Below are 20,135 nucleotides of genomic sequence, written 5' to 3' on the forward strand. Positions count from 1 at the left end.
GTATCACGCAAACCGGCAACACTCTGCGACGTCCTCCGAGAAGCCGATCGCTGTGTGGGCTGACGCTGCCTGCGATCCCTCAGCCGGCGGCGAGCTTGAAGCCGACGCCGCGCATGGTCACGATCCGCGCCGAGCCGGACAGCTCGTCGATCTTGCGGCGCAGGTAGCCCACGTACACGTCGACGGAATTTTCCGTGACCTCCGCATCAAGGCCCCAGACCCCGGTGAGGATCGCGGCCCGGTTCAGCGGCTTGTTGGGGCTCTTCATGAAGAATTCCAGCAGATGGAACTCGCGCACGGTCAGGGGCGCCGGCACGCCGGCCACCAGCACCTGATGGGCGTCCCCGTCGAGCACCAGGTCACCGACGCAGAGCCTTGTCGCCGACGTGTCGCTCGGCGCCGGCGTGCGCCGCATCAACGCCCGCAGGCGCGCCAGCAGTTCGTCGAGGGCGAAGGGCTTGGCCAGCACGTCGTCGCCGCCGGCATCGAGGGCATCCACCTTGTGGGCCACGCTGTCCTGCGCCGAGAGGACGAGGATGGGCGGCCCGCGCTCCTCGCTCCGCAGCCTGCGGCACAGGTCGAGCCCGTCCATGTCCGGCAGCGTGCGGTCGAGGATGACCGCGCCGTAGGGACCGGACCTCGCCTTCCGGAGGCCCTCACGGCCGCTCTCGGTCCAGTCCACGCTATAGCCGGCCGTCTTGAGGCCGCGTGTGAGCAGACGGCTCGCGGTGACGTCGTCGTCGACGAGAAGAAGGTTCATCGGAGCGTTTTCCCTGTTGGCTGCGGCGCATCGGCTCGGCCGTCGCCGCTTGCTTGGCATCGTCCCGTCTGGTGCGGGATTGACGAAGAAGGTGAACGGCGCCCGCGCCGGAACGCCGCGGCGCTCCGGCGTGGAACGCCGATGCGTCTCGGCCCGTGATCGGGAGCGTGTTCCGGGAGCTGGCGCGCGTGGCGCAGTGGCGCGGACGGCCCCGGCGGCCGGCGCCAGCGCAAATGGCCATGCGACCGCCACCGGGCGCGCCGCTGCCGCCGGCCGGGTGGCGGCCGTGCCGGAATGGGGTTCGGACCTTGGGACACGTGCGCGGCATGGTCGGCGGAGCCCGGATTCAACGGGGCATCACCTTAACAAGCTCTCATGCGCACCGACATTTCACCTTGGGGCAATACGCTGGTCAGCCTTGCGTGTGTCTATACCCGCGCGCCTGCGCGCAGCGCGAGCCTTAACCGAACCGACGCCCGCGCGCGAGGCGCGCGGGCTTTGGCGTCAGTTCCGGGCCTGCCAGTCGAAGGGGCAGCCCTTGCACCCCTCCATGAAGGCGTCCTGGAAGATGGCGAACCGGATCTTCGCGCCCTCCATGTCGGCGAAGGACAGATTGGCCTCGTAAAGCTTGGCCTCCTGGAGATTGGCGTTGACGAGGCGCGCGCGGACTAGCTGCACCCGTTGCGCGCGCACGGCTTCAAGGTTGGCGGCTTCAAGGTTCGCCCCGCTCATGTCGGCCCCGGCCAGGCGGGCGAAGTCCAGATCCGCGCCCCGCAGGCTCGCCCCCGAAAGATCCGCCCCCTGCAGGTACGCCATCTGGAGGCGTGCGCCGTCCAGGTTGGCGCCCTTGAGCTTCGCGCCGCGCAGATTGGCGTAGCGCAGATCGATCCGCGCCATGTTGGCGCCTGTCAGGTCGGCGTTGGAGAGATCCACCCCCTTCAGTTCCGCATGGCGCAGGTCCGCGCCCGGACAGGCGGTGTTCGGCGCGATCCGGCAGCGGCCGATGGCGAGGGGCTCCGCGGCATCGCTTTCATCGCCTTCGTCCGCCACCGCGGGCGCCAGCATCACCAGCAGCGAAACGGCAAGGGCTATGCCCGTCCTGAAAAAGGTGGTCATGGCGGAACGGGTCCTGAAGCGAGGAACGGGAGCGGGGAACGGGCGCCCGGAGCGACCCGGAGGATCGATCCGGGCGCCGTGCGGGATCGGAAGGGCGGGCGCGATCCGGGCAGATTGCAGCAACCTGCCCGGTGAACCGCCCTCTCAACTTAAGAAAGAGAACGCCTTATCCCATCGGCCTCGGTCTTTGGCCGATGCCGAGAGGGTCATGCTCAAGTGCCGCACGGGCGAGCCAATGGCCCATGAGTCAAGCTCGCGGGCCGTTGGAATATCCGATCCGATTGCACCGCAATCGGATCGGCGCGTGCTCGAGAGGGTTTTCGAGCGAAGTGGATACCGGTTCGCGTGAAGAAAACGCTCTAGCGCATCTCGAACACCCAATAGGAGCCGCCCTGGGTCACCTGCTTGGTCAGCTCGGCCATGTCGCCGCCCCACAGGGGCACGGCGCCGCCATAGCCCGAGGCGATGCCGACATACTGCTTGCCGTCCATGTCCCAGGTGATGGGCGAGCCGACGATGCCCGAGCCGGTCTGGAACTTCCACAGCTCCTTGCCGGTCTTTGCGTCGAACGCCTTGAAGTAGCCGTCGCTGGTGCCGGTGAACACCAGGTTCCCCGCCGTGGAGAGGGTGCCCGCCCACAGGGGGAAGGTTTCCTTGTGCTCCCAGGCGATCTTTCCGGTCTTCGGGTCCAGCGCGCGCAGGATGCCCACATGGTCGTCATACATGCGCTTGATGCGGAAGCCCATGCCGAGGAAGGCGGCGCCGGGCTTGTAGGTGACATGCTCGGCCCAGTAGTCCTCCTTCCAGTGGTTGGCTGGAATGTAGAACAGGCCGGTGTCCGGGCTGTAGGCCATGGGATTCCAGTTCTTGCCGCCGAGGAAGGGCGGCGAGACCTCAACCGCGGCGCCCTTGCTCTCGCCCTCCTTGGGCAACGGCGGGCGCTGGCCCTCCACCTCGATGGGACGCCCGGTCTTCAGATCGATGCTCTTGGCCCAGGTGATGTTGTCCACGAACGGATAGGCGGCGATCAGGGCGTTGGGCTTGTTGGGCTTGCCGTCGGCGGTCGCGAGCTTGGTGCGGTCGGTGACGTAGAAGAAGCCGTTGCGGTCGGCATGGGCGCCGGCCTTCACAGTCTTGCCGGCGGCATCCTTGTACTCGAACAGGATGATCTCGTTGTTGCCCGAGAAGTCCCAGGCATCGTTGGGCGTGTGCTGGTAGAAGCCCTTCAGCTCGCCGTTCGCCGGGTCCACATAGGCCTGGCCGGAGGTGAACAGGCTGTCGCCGGGCCAGCGGGCCCAGCCGTTCCAGGGGGCGGGATTGCCGGCACCGATGACGATGGTGTTGGTCTCGATGTCGAAGGCGGCGCTCTGCCACGGCGCGCCGCCGCCGTGGTGCCACGCCTCCACCAACTCGCCCTTGGCGTCGCGCGGCCAGGACGGGGCCTTGGGATCGCCGGTGACGGTGGACTCCTTCCCGTCGAGCCGGCCCTTGTGGCCTTCCACCAGCGGCCGCATCCACACCTCTTCGCCCGTGTCCGGATCGCGGGCGAACAGCAGGCCCACCACGCCGAACTCGTCGCCGGAGGAACCGTGGATCAGCAGCACCTTGCCGGTCTTGGCGTCCTTCACCAGGGTCGGGGCGCCGGTCATGGTGTAGCCGACCTTGTGGTCGCCGAACTTCTTCTTCCAGACGACCTTGCCGGTATCCTTGTTCAGCGCGACCACGGAGGCGTCGAGGGTGCCGAAGAACACCTTGTCCCCGTAGATGGCGGCGCCGCGATTGATAACGTCGCAGCATGGGCGGATGTCGTCGGGCAAGCGATGGGAATAGGCCCACAGGCGCTTTCCGGTGCGTGCGTCGATGGCGAAGATGCGGGAATAGGACCCGGTGACGTAGAGAACCCCATCATGGAGGAGCGCCTGGGTCTCCTGGCCGCGCTGGCGCTCGTCGCCGAACGAGAATGACCAGGCCGGCACCAGACGCGACACGTTCTCCGCGTTGATCTTGTCGAGCTTGCTGTAGCGCTGGGCCTTCGGACCGAAGCCATACATGAGCACGTCGCCGGAGCTGTCGGCGTCGGCCGCGATCTCGTCCCAGGTCACGTCCTTGGCGAGCGCGCCGACCGTGAAAGCCACGGCCAGGGCGCCGGCACTCACCATGGTCAGCGCCGCACGGCGCAATGGGTTCAGCATGTTCCGGATCCTCCCTCTGTTCTCGTTTGGCAGATGCCACTCTTGACGGATCAAGATGCCGGAACGCTATCGCCTCGAATGTAAGATTGTCATGAGAGCAGCGTGATAAGAAAATCATAAACCTGTAGAAATCACGCTGCTCATCAGACGACACCCTGCATTCAAAGCCCTTCAGATTGGCAGTTTTCTTCGGATTTACGGATGGGCGACCGACATATTCACGTGAAGTCGTGCCCTAAAGGACAATGGCGAGAAGCCTGACCCCGCCGGACAGTTGCGGTGGCTCACTCGAACGGGTGGAGGCGCCATGGCCATCCGATCGGCCATGCAAGCAATAAATGGAGGGGGAACAATGAAAGCCAGACGGGCCCAGGCAGTTTTGGCCGCGACTCTCGCGCTCAGCGCGATCCACTTTGAGGCGCACGCAGGTTCCGTGACGCAGCCGGGCGAAACGGTCGGTCTCGCCGCGGGCGCGCCGCTGCCGGAAGGCATCTACTTCGTCGACACGTCGGACTGGGGATGCCGCAATACCGATCCGGATACCTGCGTCGGCGTCAGCATTCCGGTGCTCGCCTGGTCCACGCCCTGGACCCTGTTCGGCGCCCGGCTGCAGTTTCTCGCCGCCGCCCCGGTGGCGGAGGTGGGCATCGCCGACACGACCTATCTCTACGGCTTCTACAATCCCTTCTTCGCCGCCCAGCTGGCCTGGGACCTCGGCGGCGGCCTCGGCTTCAGCTATCTCCTCGGCGCCTATGCCGGGGTCGATACCGACGTGGGCTTCGATACCAGCTCACTCAACCAGCGCTTCGCCCTGAGCTACACGGGCGACGGCTGGAACCTCACCGCCAACGTTATCTGGGGTATCCAGGCCGATGGCTCGACCAACACCATCAATCCCAATTTCGTCAATGTCGATCTCACCGCCACCAAGAAGTTCGGCAAGTGGGAGATCGGTCCGGTGGCCTATTATTCCACCGACCTCAATGCACCCGTCTTCGGCTACCAGAAGCAGAGCCAGTTCGCTCTGGGCGGCCTCGTCGGCTACGACTTCGGCCCGGTGATCCTGCAAGGCTATCTCACCACGGATGTCTATGAGGAGAATTACGGCGGCTACGACACCCGCCTGTGGGGCCGCATTATCGTGCCCCTCGGCAATCCGTTCGCGCCGCCGGCACCGGTCAGGCTCGCCACCAAATAGGCGGTGGGACCTCCCCGCCTTGCTGGCCCGGATGCCTCGGCATCCGGGCCTTTTTTATGCCTCGCCGCGGCCGCTGGCCCCGCAAGTCTCCCGCGCGACGACCGGGGTGGGGCCATGCGATGGGTTGTGATGTGATGCGACGCTGTTGTGACCGCCGGGGCGAACGGCTAGTCTAACAAAAAGACAAACTCAGGGATGGAACAGGGAGAGAACGCCGTTGTTGCGTTTATCCGCCCGTGCAAGAGCCACGGCCGGCATCACCACCGTCGCGCTGTCCGAAACGGATGTCGAGGGCGTCGCAACCGCGATCAGGGAAGCCGCGGGGGCCGGCGACTTTTCCGCCATGCTCGTCTTCTTCTCGCCGGCCCTGGATGCCGCGTCCCTCGCCGCGACGCTGAAGCGCGAAGTCGACATTCCCGTGCAGGTGGGGTGCTCCACGGCGGGCGAGATCGGCCCGTTCGGCATGAGCGACGGGGGCGCGGTCGCGCTGCTGTTCTCGGCGGACACGTTCCGCTGCTTTGCCGGCCTCGTCACCCAGATCTCGCGACACGGCTTCGAGCGTGGCATCGCTTGCGCCCAGCGGCTCAAAGAGTGCTGCGCCGAGATCGTGGGGGGCGCGATCGAGAATTCGGCGTTCGCCGTCACCCTCATCGATGGCCTGTCCAATTGCGAGGAAGTGATGGTCTCCGCCTTCCAGACGGAGCTCAGGGAGATTCCCCACGTGGGCGGCTCGGCCGGCGACGGGCTCGCCTTCCGCCAGACCTGGATCATCCACGACGGAACGGCGTACGCCGATGCCGCCATCCTGTGCCTCTTCCACTCGACGCTGCCGTTCAAGATCTTCAAGTCCGACCACTATGAGCCGACGGACATCCGCCTCGTGGTCACCGAATGCGACCAGGAACGGCGCATCGTCACCGAGATCAACGGCGCGCCGGCATGCGAGGAATATGCGCATGTCACCGGCCTCGACGCCGCGACCCTCTCGCCCATGAGCTTTGCCTCCCATCCCCTCATGGTGAAGATCGGCGGCGACTATTTCTGCCGCTCCATTCGGCGGGTGGAAAAGGAGGGACTGTCCTTCTTCTGCGCCATCGACAACGGCGTGGTGCTGACCCTCGCCCGCCGCAGGGACCTTGCCGAGAGCATCGACGATGCCCTTGGCCGCCTGACGGAGGAACTGGGCGGGATCGACGTGGTCCTCGGCTTCGATTGCGTGCTGCGGCGGGTGGAGGCGGAGGACCGCCAGCTTGCCCACCGCGTGGCGGAGCTCTATCGCCACTACAATGTGGTGGGCTTCAGCACCTACGGCGAACAGTACAAGGCCATGCACATCAACCAGACGTTCACGGGGATCGCCTTCGGGCGTTCCGGCGGCGTTCCGCCCGGCCCGGCCCTATGACCGACATCATACTCGGCAGCTACGGCAGCCTCGACGGCCGTCATGGCCGGTGGGACGACGCCGAGCGGGTCAAGCGCCTCGAAAAGGTCAACGCGGCCCTCATCGACCGTGCCGAGCGCATGATGGACAAGGAGGCCAACGCCTATTCCCTGTTCCAGGCCGCCATCGTGCTTCAGCAGCAGGTGCACCAGCGCACCGAGGAACTGGTCGCCGCCAAGCGCGGGCTGGAGAAGAGCAACCGCGAGATGCTCGAGGCGAAGGAAGCCGCCGAGATCGCCAACCGCTCCAAGAGCAATTTCCTCACTGCTGCCGGCCATGACCTGCTCCAGCCCCTGAACGCCGCGCGCCTGCTGCTGTCGGCCTTGTCGGAGGCGTCGCTGTCGGCGGACGGCCAGCATCTCGTCGGGCAGGTGGACCGGGCGCTGGCCAGCATCGAGGACCTCATCAAGAGCGTGCTCGACATCTCCAAGCTCGATGCCGGCGTGATGGTGGCGAACAGGGGCGCCGTGCGGGCGCGCGATCTTCTGGCCAGCGTCGCCGGCGAGTTCGCGCCCATGGCCTCCCAGAAGGGTTTGCGCATCAGCGTCCGCGCGCCGGACGTGACCTTGCTGAGCGATCCGGTGCTGCTGAAGCGGATCATCTCCAACCTCGTCTCCAACGCCGTCCGCTACACGCAGGAGGGTGGCGTCCTGCTGGGAGCGCGGCGGCGCGGGGACACGATCAGGCTCGATGTGGTGGACACCGGCATCGGCATCCCGGCATCCTGCCATGAGAGCATCTTCGAGGAATTCCAGCGGGGGCCGGAGGCGGCGCAGGACGGCCCCGGCAGCGACGGTCTGGGCCTCGGCCTCTCCATCGTGCGGCGCATGAGCGATACGCTCGGCCACAGCCTTGGCTTCCGGTCGGTGGTGGGACGCGGCTCGAGGTTTTCCCTCGAAGTCCCCCGGCTCGACGGTGCCGGCGCGCCGCCGCTGGCCGAGCAGCCCCTGGTTCCGCGTGCTTATGGCATCGCCGATGCCCGGCTGCTGCTGGTGGAGAACGACCGCCTGGTGGTCGATGCCATGCGGGCTCTGGTGGCCCGCTGGCAATGCACGCTGCGCTTTGCGCAGGATATTCCGACCGCCCTGACCCTCTTGGAGCAGGATGACTTCGTGCCCGACCTGATCGTGGCCGACTATCACCTCGACCATGGGCTCTGCGGCCCGGAGGTCGTGGCGCGGGTGCGGGCGGCGGCAGGCCGGGCGATACCCGCAATCATCACCACCGCCGACTACTCGCCACAAGTGGAAGCCGAAGTGGCGCGGCAGGGGCTGGCGCTGCTCAAGAAACCCCTGAAGCCGGCGGAACTGCGCGCGCTCATCGCGCATCACCTGCTGTAGGGCCTTCCCCGGCCCCAGAAGACACCCGCAGCGCCGGGACCGCCCGGATCGGTCGGCGCGGTCTTCGGCGCCGCTTTTCTTGAACATCTCCGGCAGACCCATGCGCCGACGCCCGCGATCGGCGTGCTTCGCAGCCGGATGCGCGCGCCCGGCCATGGGGTCCGCGCGCGGCGCGGCGGCCGGCAAGGATGTACCAAGGGGCAATTGGCACTCTTCCTCCTTTCGCTAGCATGCCCTGCAAATGAGCCGCCCCAAAGCGTGGCTCGCCAAGAATATCTTTTGGGAGGAATGACATGTGGGCTCGGCGAGCCATCGTCCTTGTTTCACTTTTTGCCACGGCTCTCACCGGCATGGCGACCGCCGTCTACGGACACGGCGATGGAGCGCCCCAGCCGGTAGACACCACCGGCCTCGATCCGGTCGGAACCATCTGGCTTGAGGAAAATCCCTATCGCATCAAGGGCGGCAAGCAATATGAGCTCGCCCAGACGATCGGCGCGTCGGGCTACACCCAGAATTGCGCGAGGTGCCACGGCCTTGAGGTGGTCTCGGGCGGCATCGCGCCGGATCTGCGCTATCTTGAGACCGGCCTCGACGGCGACCAGTGGTTCATCCAGCGCATCCGCCACGGCTACAGCCAGGATGGCAGCGTGAAGATGCCGCCCTTCGAGAACATCCTGAACCAGGAAGCCATGTGGGCCATCAGGTCCTATATCGAGACCCGGCCGAACTAACGCCAACCGGCGCGGGGCGGAACCGGAGGCGTGGGGACATGGCGGATCGTCCAGAGCGTTTTCGAGCGAAGTGGATACCGGTTCGCGTAAAGAAAACGCTCTGGCGGTGGCGCCGCCAGTAAGGCCAATGCCCGCGCGGCGCCTGAGCGCAACCCGCCCGGCACCGGTCAAAGGCCGGCGCCGGTGGTATAAGATGCGGAAGACAGGTGGCGCGCCGACGATCCCGCAAGCGCGTGCTATGCTTGCAGTCTGGTCAGTTCAAGTTCTGAGGGCGTTTGGCGGGGCAGATCGGTAATCTGCTCGGATCACGCTCCAGATCCCATCGGCACGCCGGAAGCTCGATCCCGGGCGGCGGCGGGCCTTCACGGTGCAAGCGCGATGAACCGCTTTCTGATCGTCGATGATCATCCCTTGTTCCGCGAGGCGCTCCATCGCGCGGTCATGCTCGCCTGCCCGTCGTCCGAGATTGCCGAAGCCACCACGGTCGCCTCGGCCGTGGCGCTGATCCAGAAGCCGGAGCCAGCGTTCGATCTCGTCCTGCTCGATCTGTCCATGCCCGGGACCGAGGGGTTCGAGGGGCTGCTGGAAATCCGCTCCCGGTTCCCGGAGCTGCCGGTCGTCATCGTCTCCTGCCTCGACGATGCCCGCATTGTCCAGCGCGCCCTGTCTTACGGGATCGCCGGCTTCATTCCCAAATCCGCCTCCAGGGAGGCCATTGCCGGCGCCATCACCGCCGTGATGAGCGGAGCGATCCATATTCCCGAAACGCTCCTGGGGCTCGGCGTCTCCGGGCTGGAGGGCGGCGCGCAGAACGATGTGCTGGCCCGCCTCGCGGCGCTGACGCCGCAGCAGTTGCGGGTGCTGCAGATGCTGCGCCAGGGGCGCCTCAACAAGCAGATCGCCTATGAGCTCGACGTCTGCGAGCGCACGGTAAAGGCGCACGTCTCGGAAATCCTGCGCAAGCTCGGCGTCTACAGCCGCACCCAGGTAGTCATCGAGACCGCCAAGATCGATTTCGAATCCCTGACCGAGCCTGCCCCGCCGCGGGGCACGGGCAGCCTCCCATCCTAGAGCATTTCCCCGTTTCACTGAATCGGGGGAATGCTCCAAGTCATTGAGTTTACGCGTTTTCATTGCGCGAACCGGTATCCACTTCGCTCGAAAACGCTCTAAACAATGTCAGCCGCACCGGCCGGAGCGGGGGAGGGGCGCCCCCTCATTGCGTAGGCTCGTTGCCATGGCCGATGAAATTGATCATCGGCCTCGGGCATCAGGCCTTCTTCAAGCTGGCCAGAACCTTGTCGATGCCGTTGATGGCCACCTTGACGTTTACCTGCCGGCCGTCTGCCAGATAGAAGCCCACTGTCGCCTCCTTGGCGGCGGCGAGATCGTTGGCGAAGGCCTGATCGTAGGCGACGGAAGCGTCGCACTCGGCCTGGCCGCAGGTCTGGAAGGCGAGCTTCCGCACGTTCTGTCCCAGGGTGATATCGACGCCTTCGCGCACAATCACGCCGGTGGGGGTGGTGACGGCGATGGTCGGCACATCCTTGCCGTCGCGGCCGAGCTTGAGAACCAGCACGACTCGGTTCGACTTGGCGTCGGTGACGCGCATGGTGGCCCAGCAGGTCTTCTTCGAGGTCTTGGCACCGGCTGCCGGGGGAAGCTCTTGGCAGGTCAGGACCCAGCTGTCGAAGCGCTGGGTCTCGGTCTTCACGGGCCCGGTCGGCGCAGCGGCGGCTGCGGGCTGCGCCGGGCGCTGCTGCTGGGCCTCGGCTGCGGTCATGGCCACGAGCCAGGTGGCGGCCAGGATCGTGGCGGCGCAGGCACCGAGCGCCGCACCGATACGCAGGGAAAATGACTTGGAAGTGGTCACGGACGTCTCCGACATCTCGCACTTGCGCCGTGGGAGCATGGCAGCCCGGGAGGTGTCCCGGCCAATCTGCCTGCTGCGGAGTTAGGAAAGGCGGCGTGCCGGAGCACGCCGCCTCATTTCAACCCGGTCGGGCGATCTCACCACTGGTAGCGAACGCCACCCTTCGCGCTGCCGGCGACGTAGCTGTCGCCGAACTTGACGTCGGCATTGGTGAAGCCGTTCCAGCCGCTGTCCTTGGCGAAGACGTTCATGCCCACGCCCACCTCGCCGAACAGCCCGTCGAAATTATCGACAGTGTTGAAGGGCGTGCCGGGGTTGTAGATCGTGACCGCATTGTCGCCGAGGAACTCGTACCACAGGCGACCGGTGAGGCTGGCCTCGACCCGGTAGGTGGCCGCGTCATAGGCGTTGGCTCCGACCCGCGCCCCGATGCTGCCCCGCAGGCTGTCGTTGTTTCCGAAGTCCACCAGCGTGCCGGGCACGAGGGTGAGGTTCGAAATGTTGGTGTTCACGTAGCTGAGGGTGGCAAGGCCATCCACGAAGCCGGACGTGCCCCACTTGTAGAAGCGGTATCCGGTATCGACCACGAAGCCGAGGTTGTTGGCATCCGTGGACTGGCCGAAGTAGCCCGACCCGACAAGGGTGGGTGCATCGTAGTCCATGGACAGGAGGTCGGCCTTGAACAGGGCGTCGAGGAACCAGTTGTTGTTGATGTAGGTGGCGTAGACGCCGACCGTGCCGCCCGAATAGTTCGCCGAGGTGGGCGAAGAGTCGAACGAGAGGTCGGAGGTCACATAGCCGCCGAGGACACCGAACACCACTGCGTCGTTCGGACCGAACACGCCTTCCTTGCCGAAATCGGCACCGGCCATGAACCCGTAGATGTTCTGGTTGTAGCCGGTGTCGAAGCCGTAGGTGCGACCGTAGGCGCTGTAGTTGTCGGAGGAGTCCCGCGATCCCCAGCTGCCGATCGCCTTGCCCCAGATGCCGGGGGTGACGGAGCCCGGGGCACCGCTGACGGTCTTCACGCCTTCCTTGGTGACAAGGGTCGTGGTCGTGCCCTGCAGGTAGGTGCGCAGGTCGGCCTGGCGGTCGAGCCACACGCCGGTGGTCTCATGCCAGATGGCCTGGGCACCGGTGACCAGCTTCGGCAGTTCGAACACTTCCTGGTCGGGCATGCCGATCAGGTACTGGTCGTTGCCGATGGCGAGGAGGTCGTAGAAGAACAGGCCCTTGTCGATCACACCGCCGAACTTGGCGCTGTAGTTCGCCGAAGCCGAGGAGATCACGAAGCTCGGGGTCTCGCCGAAGGTGTTCTTGCCGTAGGTGACGCCGGCCGGATCGACCACATCCACCACCTTGATGCCGGCGAGGTTCCACGCGCCCGGTCCGGTGTTGACGTCGTTGATCAGCAGCGCGGTCTGGCCGGTGGTGACGAGGCCGGCGATCGCGAAACCATCCTGGTCGAGGCCGCCCACCTGGAGGATGTCCGAGGTGGAGCCCGCGGCGCCGACGAAGGTGTCGAGGCCCACCGTGCTGTTGCCGGTACCGTTGAACACGCCGCTCACGTAGGTCACGTCGCGGGCGCCGTTCCAGGCGATCTGGCCGGGGGCTTCGTCCCGAAGGTCGAGCAGGCCAGCGCCGAGATAGGCGGCATCGCCGTTGTTGAAGAGCTCGAGGTCGTTGAAGGAGGTGGTCTCGGCCACGCTGCCCTGGAGCGCCGTGACCACGCGGCCGGGGTTGTTCACCTGGTCGTAGCCGGCGCCGAAGTAGTTGTTGCCGACGGTGACCCAGGTATTCGAGCTGTAATTGTTGAACACGTCGGCGTTGTGGGTCAGGCCGACGCGACCGACGACGGTGCCGTAGTTGTCGATGGTGGTGGCGCCGCCGTCGGTGTCGATGGCGATGTCGCTGGCAGCGGTGATGAGGTCACCGTTGAAGTAGGACCAGGAGGTGACGTAGCTGTCGGCGCCCACGGAGATGGTGGTGGCATCGTCGCTGCGGATCGAGATCACCGCGTTGGACCAGCTCTTGCCGGAGCCCACCACGATGTTGTTGTCACCGATGGTCACGGTGGCGATGTCTGCATCCGAGATGCGGATCGCATTGCCGACACCGCTTTCGTCAGCGTCGCCGATGATCTGGACGTAGGAGCCGGTGGTGATATCCACATTGTCCCAGCCGTGGGCGTGGATCGCGTCGTCACCCGCGGAGACCACGGTGGGCTGAACCGAGGTGCCGCCGAGCACGTTCACGATGATGTTGCCGGTCCCGAAGGAGCGGTTGGACACCTGGATGCCGTCGTCGCCGGCAATCACGGCGCTGGTGGCGCCGATCGTCACGGTCAGATCGCCCGAGCCGCCGAACTTGTCCGCCACAATGCCGTCGTTGACCGCCTGGATCAGGCTGTTGGTGCCGGTGGTGACGTTGGTCGCCCCGGTGGTGAACAGCGAGGTCGCGAAGATCCCGTCATAGCCGGCCAAAATGGCCGAGTTCTCGCCGGTGGTGACGCTGTTGTCGCCAGTGCCGAAGAGGTGGGCAGAGGTGATGCCGTTGGTCTGGGCGAAGATGATGCTGTTGAGGCCGGTGGTGGTGGTCAGGTTGCCGTCACCGAAGGCCTTGCCGGCGACGATGCCCGCGAAGACCGGTGCGGTGGCGTCGACGAAGGGGTTCGAGCCGATGGTGGAACCTTCGCCGGTGGTGACGACCACGTTGCCGTCGCCGAAGGACTGGCCGGCGGCGATGCCGACGCCTGCGGTCAGGATGGTGCTGTTCTTGCCGGTCGTCACCGTCACGGCGTCGCCGCCCACGGTGGCGCTGTCGCCGAAGAGCTTCAGGGCCACGATGCCGCCGAGGCCGGCATTGATGGCGCTGCCCTCGCCGGTGGTGACGACCACATTGCCGTTGCCGAAGCCCTGGCCGGCGGCGATGCCGACTCCCGCGGTGTTGATGGCGCTGTTCTTGCCGGTCTCCACCAGCACCGCGGTGCCGCTGGCGCTGTTACCGAAGGCCTTGAGGGCCACGATGCCGCCGAGGCCGGCATTGATGGTGCTGCCTTCGCCGGTGGTCACCTTCACGTCGCCGGTCCCGAAGGACTTGGAGGCGATGATGCCGATGTCGGCGGCGGTGATGGTGGTGGCATCCTTCTGGGCCACGGTCACGTTGCCGGTGCCGAAGAGGGCGTTAGCCTCGATGCCGTTGCCGTTGGCGGAGGTGATGTTGGCGTTGGCGTTCACCGCCACGTCGCCATCGCCACCCTTCAGGATGAAGATGCCGTTGTCCTGGGCGTTGATGGCGGCGTTGTTGGTCACCGTCACGGAGCTGGCGGACAGCGCGCCGCTGATCACCTGGATGCCTTCGTCACCCGCGGTGATGACGGCATTGGTGGTGATGCCGATGTCGCCGGAGCCCAGCTGGAACACCGAGATGCCGTCGTCGCCGGCATTGATGGTGCCGTTGGCGGTGGTGTTGATGGTGATGGGCGTGTTGCCGATGCCGAGGGCGAAGATGCCGTCGCCGCCGGTGGCCGCCTGGTTCAGGCCGCCGATGGCCGCATCCACGTCGATGGTGGTCGCGCCGTCGCCGATCTTGAAGGTGGAGACGCCGATGCCGTCGGACTGGATGGTCCCGCCGGCATTGATGTTCACGTCCACCACGCCGGTGCCCACGTTGCCGGCCAGGATGCCGATGCCGGTGGCCTGGACATTGGCGTTCACATTGGCCTGGGCGAGACCCGAGCCGAAGGTGACAGCGGCGCCGCCGATGACCGGCGGGTCGATGACGGCGTTGACGTTCAGCACGGCATCGCCAGTGCCGCCGGCGAAGGCCGCGGCGCCAAACAGGCCGCCGGCGGAAATCTTCTCCTCGACGTTCACCGTGGTGTCGCCGCCGGTGTTGAAGGCGACGATGCCCGAGCCGCCGGAGGTGATGGCGGCGTTGTTGGTCACCGTCACGGTGCCGTTGTCGCCGACCAGGCCGGCAATGATGCCCTGGGTGCCGGCGTCGATCTTGGCGTTGGTGGTCACGTCCACCGTGAAGTCGTCGCCGGCCGCTCCGGCGATGATGCCGGCGCCCCCGGTGGTGATGACGCCGTTGGTGGTGGTCTCAACCGTCACCGAGCCGGTCTTGCCGGACGCGAGGGCCATGACGCCGAAGCCGGCCACGTCGATGGTGTTGTCCACCAGCACGTCGGTGGTCGCGATATTGTTGGCCGAGGCGACGGCCAGGATGCCGGCGGCGGAGTTGTTGATGACGCCGTACTGCTCGACCGTGCTGGTGGCATTCTTGCCGCCGCCCTGGGCCGTCGCGATGCCGGTGATGGCGACGCCGGCGCCGCCGCTCACCGGGCCATAGGTGTCGATGGTGCTGGTCGCGTTGCCGAAGACGCTCTCGGTGGACGCGAAGATGCCACCAAAACCGCCGGTGGTGGTTCCGGCCGTGGTGATGCTGGTGGTGGTCGTCTGGTCGATGACGGCATTGACGCTGATACCCACGCCGGACGTGCCGGTGACGGTTCCGTTGGTGTTGACCGTCACATCGCCGCCGACGCTGGTCTTGTTGATGGCGATGCCCGCGAGACCGCCGGTAACGGTGGTGCCGCCGGCGGTGTTCACGTCCACGTTGCCGGTGGCCTGATACTGGCTGTTGACGAGGCCGCCGACGAGGCCGCCGGTGGCCTGCGTCGTGCCGCCGAGGGTGACGTTCACGTCATCCCCGCCCTGGAGCACGTTCACGCCGGCAAGCCCGCCGGACAGGTTGGCGGCGCCGGTGGTGGAGATGGTGATGTTCTCATCCGCCGAGGCGAAGAGGCCGGAACTCACCAGCGGCGCCGTGCCGGTCGCGGTGCCGGAGAAGCCGACGACGTTGATGTCGCCGTTGTCGGTGGTGAGGGCGATGCCCGCGAGACCGCCGGTCGCCGAGCCGGAGAAATTGTTGACATTGATGTCGCCCTGGGCGGTCTGGGCAACGATGCCCGAGCCCAGGGTGCCCTGTGCGGTGCCGGCGAAGTTGTTGACGGTGATGTTGCCGGCGACGCTGGCCGAGAGGTCGAGGCCGTTCACACCGCCGGTCACCAGGGCGGTGCCGGCGAAGTTGTTGGCGACGATGTTGCCGCTCTTCGTCTGGGCAAGGATGCCGCTGTTGGCGGTACCATCGGCGGTGCCGCTGAAACCGGACAGGTTGATGTTGCCGACCGCGGTCGTGGCCTTGATGCCGTTGTTGCCGCCCTGCGCCGAACTCGCAAAGTTCTGGACGCTGATATCGCCCAGGTTCGACTGGAGGTTCAGACCGTTGTTGCCGCCGACGATGTACGGGCCGGCGCCGTTCCCCGCGACGAAGTTGTCCGCGAGGATATCGCCGCTGTCGGTCTTGGCGACGATGCCGTTGTTGTCCGTACCCGTCGCGTTGCCAGCGAAGCCACTGATGTCGATGCCGCCGTTGCCGGCGGTGGCGTCGAGGGTGATGCCGTTGTTGCCGCCGGTTGCGGTGCCCGAGAAGTTCTTGACCTTGATGTCGCCGGTCGCATCGATGTCGATGCCCGCGCCATTGATGCCGCCCGCATAGGTCGTGTTGTTGTTGGAGTTCAGGGTGACGTTGTCGCCCTCGATGTGCACGGCATCAGCGACCAGGGCCGAGAACGAGCCGGCGTTGGTCCGGATGGTGACGTCGCCCCCGGCAACAGCCAGAAGGCCGTACTCGACGCCCGCCACATTGGTGCTGGAGCCGGTGCGCAGGGAAATGTCTTGGCCGGCCACAAGAACCAGTGCCGATGAGCCAGGCAGGGAGCTCGTGACTTCGGCGTTAAAGGTGGTTCCAGGGGCCTGGATGATGGAGCCGTCGGCCGCAAAAACGACGCCCGCAACGCCACCGTGGAATTCACCCCGGATGTTGTTCAAGGTGATGTCGCGATCACCGATCAGGCCGCCGGCACCGACGGTCAGGGCCGGCCCGAACAAGGCATTGATATCGGTGGAGTTAAGGGTCGTGACCGAGATGTCGTTGTTCGTCAGCGTTCCCTGCGCGCCGAACGTCAGTCCCGAGCAGACGATCTGCTCGTTCGCGGGAGGCCCGAACGTTGCGCACGCGGCCTCCGCGGTTCCGGGCTGGACGACGCCAGCGAGTACGGTCGCAAGTGCCGTGCTGAGGAGGAAGGCGCGGGTGCGCCGCTGGCGCAGGGAGAGTTCCCCAGAAACGCCGGAATGGATGGTGCCGCCCGTATTGGCCATCTGAACCCCCAGTGATCGGCCGATGCCCTGACCCGGCCGGAAAAACATTGTTTCGGTCGCGGCGCGAGATTTTGATCGCGCTACAACCTTTGGATGCCGATGCGCTTAGGGCACCATGCAACTCCAGCGAACTTATCCAGCCGACGCAATCGCCGCTCCGCAGGCGGCGAATCTTTGCACCTCAAAATGCGAACTTCTTCACATTCGCCAAGTGTGTTGCAGTTTTGCATGAAATGTCTGAAAGCGCCGATATTGTAATGTTTTATGACGGAATTTCGGATCCGTTTCGGGTCCATGATACCTTGGGTAAGTTTGATTGACGCAAGTTATGTGGCGGTATCATAATACAGGAATTTGCATTTACACTCTGTTTGTATTGTTCTCTGCTGCGATGCGGGGAGCGGCCACCGAGTGATGAACAGCACAACCGGCGCGGGAAAGAACTATAAGATAAGTATAGGTGCAAATGCGGCGCAGACGACATCGCTCGTATCGCCATTAGTTGCCATTAATGCGGCTGTCCGCACCATGGATAGCACGCAGCCGCAGGAAGAGACCGCTTTAGCCTTCCAGGCAGTGGCCTTGCATAGCGTTACGATTATTGGCGGAAAGGCAGATGGTCCCGGCAATTTTCACGTCACCGCTGCACCGGAGCCGGGTATCTTCATCGGCAGGTGTTCCGAATCTGCCACGGTGCGTATCGAAGACATGCAACCGCTCGCCATCGCGGCTGGCCGCGCCTTCCTTGGGGTGGTCGCGCGGGAGGCCGAACTGCACTATGCGGCCGGCGAGGTCACCCTCGTGCTCTTCCCGCGCCAGGTGCTGAAGCTGGCCGACGCGCTCAAGGCGGCGCCGTTCGGGGTTTCGGCCGGGCCGGATCCGGCGCTGGACATCCTGGTCTCGCAGGCCGCGGGCTTTCTCGGACGCCAGTTGTCGCCCGCCCTGGCGCTGTTTTGCGAGAGCGCGCTTCTCGGCCTCCTCGCCTTTGCCGCGGGGCCGGGCGGCAGCGCCGCCGCGCGGCGGCCGGATGGCCGCGATGCGCTCTACCAGGAGATCCTGCTCGACATCGCCGCCAATTGCAGCCGGCACGATTTCGGCGTGTCGCAGGTGGCGCAGCGCCACAAGATCAATGTGCGCACCCTCCAGAAGATGTTCCAGCAGCACGGCGTCACCCTCAAGGAACATCTTACCTGGTCGCGTCTGCATCTGGCCCGCAGCGCCCTGACCGATCCCGCCAACGCGGGCAAGAAGGTGTCCGATATCGCCTTCGAAGCCGGTTTCAACGATATCGCCACCTTCAACCGCCTGTTCCGCAAGAGCTTCGGGCGGACGCCCTCGTCCCTGCGCCATGGCGGGAACGGGGAGTGAGGCAGGTTTGAGGTTTCGCGCCCCTAGAGCATTGAGTTTACCCGTTTTCTTTACGCGAACCGGTATCCACTTCGCTCGAAAGCGCTCTATGGGGTGATGGCACGGCTGTCTGGCCCTCGCGCATGGGGCGGCGTCAGGTTTTGCCGCGGCCGGCCTTCAATGCAGCCTCGCGCAGGCCAGAGAGGGTGGCGGACGGGGTGATGGCTTCGGGATCGATCACCAGCTCCAGCAAGGCCGGCTTGTTGTTTTCCGCCGCGCAGGCGCAGGCGCGGGCGAAGGCGTCGGCGAAGGCGGCGGTCTCCTCCACCCGCTCGCCGAAGGCGCCATAGGCCCGGGCCAAGGCGGGAAAGTCGGGGTTCTCCAGCGTGGTGGCGAACACCCGGCCGGGATATGCCTTCTCCTGGTGCATGCGGATGGAACCGTAGATGCCGTTGTTCACCACCATCACCACCACGCCGGCGCCATACTGGCAGGCGGTAGCCAGTTCCTGCCCGCTCATCTGGAAGCAGCCGTCGCCGGCGAAGCAGATCACCTCGCGCGCCGGCTCATGCAGCTTCGCGGCGATGGCCGCCGGCAGGCCGTAGCCCATGGCGCCGGAGGTGGGGGCGAGCTGGGTGCGGAAGCCGCCGTAGCGGTGGAACCTGTGCACCCAGATGGCATAGTTGCCGGCGCCGTTGGTGAGGATGGCATCCTTGGGCAGGGTCTGTCGCAGAAGCATCATCACCGCGCCGAGATCGAGCCGGCCTGGCATGGGGCCGGGGGTCTGGGTGCCGGGGGGCAGGTGGCCGGGGGTCTGGTCGGCGAGATAGTCGGCGCGGGCGGCCTTCACCCCGGCGCTCCACGGCGCGGGGGGGCGCCCGCCGGCGGGTCCCTTCGGCTTCAGCACGGCGGCCGCGGCGGCGAACTCGGGCAGGCCGGCATTGATGGGCAGGTCGGCCTGATAGACCCGGCCCAGCTCCAGCGGATCGGCATGGACATGGATGAAGCGCTGCGCCGGGCGCGGCAGCTCGAACAGGGTGTAGCCGGCGGTGGTGGTCTCGCCGAGGCGCGGGCCCACCGCCAGGATCAGGTCGGCGGCGCGGATGCGCGCCACCAGCTTCGGGTTCGGCCCCAGCCCCGCATGGCCCACATAATTGGGATGGTGGTTGTCGAGGATGTCCTGCCGCCGGAAGGCCGCCGCCACCGGCAGGTCGAAGGCTTCCACGAACTGCTGGAAGTCGCGGCAGGCCTTGGCGTCCCAGCCCCCGCCGCCGACGATGACGAGGGGCCGTTCACTCAGCTCCAGCATGGCGGTGAGGCGGTTAAGGTCGTCGGCGCCGGGATGGGCGGCGACGCGCTTGTAGGCCGGCGCGTCCGGAACCTCGGCGGCGGCGGCCAGCACGTCCTCGGGCAGGGCCACCACCACCGGGCCGGGCCGGCCGGAGACCGCCACATGGAAGGCGCGGGAGACCAGTTCGGGAAGGCGCTCCGGCCGGTCCACCTCCACCACCCACTTGGCCATGCCGCCGAACATGGCGGGATAATCCACCTCCTGCCACGCTTCCCGCCCGCGCATGGTGGAGCTCACCTGCCCGATGAAGAGGATGAGCGGGGTGGAATCCTGCGACGCCGTATGCACGCCGATGGCGGCGTGGCTCGCGCCCGGCCCGCGGGTGACAAAGCACACGCCCGGCCGCCCGGTGAGCTTGCCGTAGGCTTCCGCCATATTGGCCGCCGCCGCCTCGTGGCGGGTAACAATGGTGCGGATGGCACCCACGGCACCGGCGAGGGCGTCGATGGCCGGCAGGAAGCTCTCGCCCGGCAGGCAATAGACGGTGTCGACGCCGTGGATCTTCAGCGCGTCCACCAGGATCTCGCCGCCGGAGCGGATATTCGCGGAATGCTGCATG

At 66.2% G+C, this 20,135-nt stretch carries 13 protein-coding genes; 6 read left to right on the top strand and 7 right to left on the bottom strand.

What is annotated here, in order from left to right; translation table 11 throughout:
- Positions 1-79: 79 nt before the first annotated feature.
- The 3 genes from V5F48_RS18325 to V5F48_RS18335 form a co-directional block, all read right to left on the bottom strand.
- The gene (locus V5F48_RS18325; protein WP_394259867.1) at positions 80-760 is read right to left on the bottom strand and encodes a response regulator transcription factor; all 681 of its coding nucleotides are present in this window, start codon (positions 758-760) and stop codon (positions 80-82) included.
- Between the two features lie 504 nt (positions 761-1,264).
- Entirely contained in the window at positions 1,265-1,876 is a 612-nt protein-coding gene (locus tag V5F48_RS18330) for a pentapeptide repeat-containing protein (RefSeq protein WP_394259868.1), read from the bottom strand.
- A 359-nt stretch (positions 1,877-2,235) separates the two neighbouring features.
- Positions 2,236-4,035 (bottom strand): PQQ-dependent methanol/ethanol family dehydrogenase, encoded by a 1,800-nt coding sequence (locus V5F48_RS18335; RefSeq protein ID WP_394259881.1) that lies wholly within the window; start codon positions 4,033-4,035, stop codon positions 2,236-2,238.
- 466 nt (positions 4,036-4,501) lie between these two features.
- Between V5F48_RS18335 and V5F48_RS18340 the strand changes: the two genes are divergently transcribed.
- The gene (locus tag V5F48_RS18340; RefSeq protein ID WP_394259869.1) at positions 4,502-5,266 is read left to right on the top strand and encodes a transporter; all 765 of its coding nucleotides are present in this window, start codon (positions 4,502-4,504) and stop codon (positions 5,264-5,266) included.
- A 189-nt stretch (positions 5,267-5,455) separates the two neighbouring features.
- Here V5F48_RS18340 and V5F48_RS18345 read toward each other — a convergent pair whose 3' ends face one another.
- Positions 5,456-5,611: a hypothetical protein gene (locus V5F48_RS18345; RefSeq protein ID WP_394259870.1), complete on the bottom strand. Its 156-nt coding sequence runs from the start codon at positions 5,609-5,611 to the stop codon at positions 5,456-5,458.
- Between V5F48_RS18345 and V5F48_RS18350 the strand changes: the two genes are divergently transcribed.
- From V5F48_RS18350 to V5F48_RS18365, 4 genes are all read left to right on the top strand, one after another.
- Positions 5,610-6,668, top strand: a complete 1,059-nt coding sequence (locus V5F48_RS18350; protein WP_394259871.1) for an FIST N-terminal domain-containing protein — start codon at positions 5,610-5,612, stop codon at positions 6,666-6,668. The genes V5F48_RS18345 and V5F48_RS18350 overlap by 2 nt on opposite strands.
- Positions 6,665-8,047: an ATP-binding response regulator gene (locus tag V5F48_RS18355; protein WP_394259872.1), complete on the top strand. Its 1,383-nt coding sequence runs from the start codon at positions 6,665-6,667 to the stop codon at positions 8,045-8,047. Before V5F48_RS18350 ends, V5F48_RS18355 begins: the two co-directional genes overlap by 4 nt.
- A 293-nt stretch (positions 8,048-8,340) precedes the next feature.
- Positions 8,341-8,781 (top strand): cytochrome c-550 PedF, encoded by a 441-nt coding sequence (pedF, locus tag V5F48_RS18360; RefSeq protein WP_394111024.1) that lies wholly within the window; start codon positions 8,341-8,343, stop codon positions 8,779-8,781.
- Positions 8,782-9,159: 378 nt separating this feature from the next.
- A complete protein-coding gene (locus V5F48_RS18365; RefSeq protein ID WP_394259873.1) occupies positions 9,160-9,852 on the top strand; it encodes a response regulator in 693 nt (230 codons plus the stop codon).
- A 199-nt stretch (positions 9,853-10,051) separates the two neighbouring features.
- Here V5F48_RS18365 and V5F48_RS18370 read toward each other — a convergent pair whose 3' ends face one another.
- A complete protein-coding gene (locus tag V5F48_RS18370; protein WP_394259874.1) occupies positions 10,052-10,654 on the bottom strand; it encodes an invasion associated locus B family protein in 603 nt (200 codons plus the stop codon).
- A 137-nt stretch (positions 10,655-10,791) separates the two neighbouring features.
- Complete coding sequence (locus tag V5F48_RS18375) at positions 10,792-16,878, bottom strand: hypothetical protein (protein ID WP_394259875.1); 6,087 nt, start codon at positions 16,876-16,878, stop codon at positions 10,792-10,794.
- A 414-nt stretch (positions 16,879-17,292) separates the two neighbouring features.
- Between V5F48_RS18375 and V5F48_RS18380 the strand changes: the two genes are divergently transcribed.
- Positions 17,293-18,246: a helix-turn-helix transcriptional regulator gene (locus tag V5F48_RS18380; RefSeq protein ID WP_394259876.1), complete on the top strand. Its 954-nt coding sequence runs from the start codon at positions 17,293-17,295 to the stop codon at positions 18,244-18,246.
- Positions 18,247-18,379: 133 nt separating this feature from the next.
- Here the strand turns inward: V5F48_RS18380 and V5F48_RS18385 are convergent, their stop codons facing one another.
- Positions 18,380-20,134, bottom strand: coding sequence for a thiamine pyrophosphate-binding protein (locus tag V5F48_RS18385; RefSeq protein WP_394259877.1), 1,755 nt, complete (start codon positions 20,132-20,134; stop codon positions 18,380-18,382).
- Position 20,135 lies beyond the last annotated feature (1 nt).

The sequence above is a fragment of the Xanthobacter autotrophicus ATCC 700552 genome, from assembly GCF_043194565.1.
Lineage (GTDB): Bacteria > Pseudomonadota > Alphaproteobacteria > Rhizobiales > Xanthobacteraceae > Xanthobacter > Xanthobacter autotrophicus_F.

Excerpts from the sequence above, each read along its gene's own strand:
- V5F48_RS18375 (WP_394259875.1), bottom strand. The coding sequence starts at position 16,878 with ATGGCCAATACGGGCGGCACCATCCATTCCGGCGTTTCTGGGGAACTC.
- V5F48_RS18325 (WP_394259867.1), bottom strand. The coding sequence starts at position 760 with ATGAACCTTCTTCTCGTCGACGACGACGTCACCGCGAGCCGTCTGCTC.
- V5F48_RS18350 (WP_394259871.1), top strand. The coding sequence starts at position 5,610 with ATGCTCGTCTTCTTCTCGCCGGCCCTGGATGCCGCGTCCCTCGCCGCG.
- V5F48_RS18330 (WP_394259868.1), bottom strand. The coding sequence starts at position 1,876 with ATGACCACCTTTTTCAGGACGGGCATAGCCCTTGCCGTTTCGCTGCTG.
- V5F48_RS18380 (WP_394259876.1), top strand. The coding sequence starts at position 17,293 with ATGAACAGCACAACCGGCGCGGGAAAGAACTATAAGATAAGTATAGGT.
- V5F48_RS18355 (WP_394259872.1), top strand. The coding sequence starts at position 6,665 with ATGACCGACATCATACTCGGCAGCTACGGCAGCCTCGACGGCCGTCAT.
- pedF (WP_394111024.1), top strand. The coding sequence starts at position 8,341 with ATGTGGGCTCGGCGAGCCATCGTCCTTGTTTCACTTTTTGCCACGGCT.
- V5F48_RS18335 (WP_394259881.1), bottom strand. The coding sequence starts at position 4,035 with ATGGTGAGTGCCGGCGCCCTGGCCGTGGCTTTCACGGTCGGCGCGCTC.
- V5F48_RS18385 (WP_394259877.1), bottom strand. The coding sequence starts at position 20,134 with ATGCAGCATTCCGCGAATATCCGCTCCGGCGGCGAGATCCTGGTGGAC.
- V5F48_RS18345 (WP_394259870.1), bottom strand. The coding sequence starts at position 5,611 with ATGGCGGAAAAGTCGCCGGCCCCCGCGGCTTCCCTGATCGCGGTTGCG.
- V5F48_RS18365 (WP_394259873.1), top strand. The coding sequence starts at position 9,160 with ATGAACCGCTTTCTGATCGTCGATGATCATCCCTTGTTCCGCGAGGCG.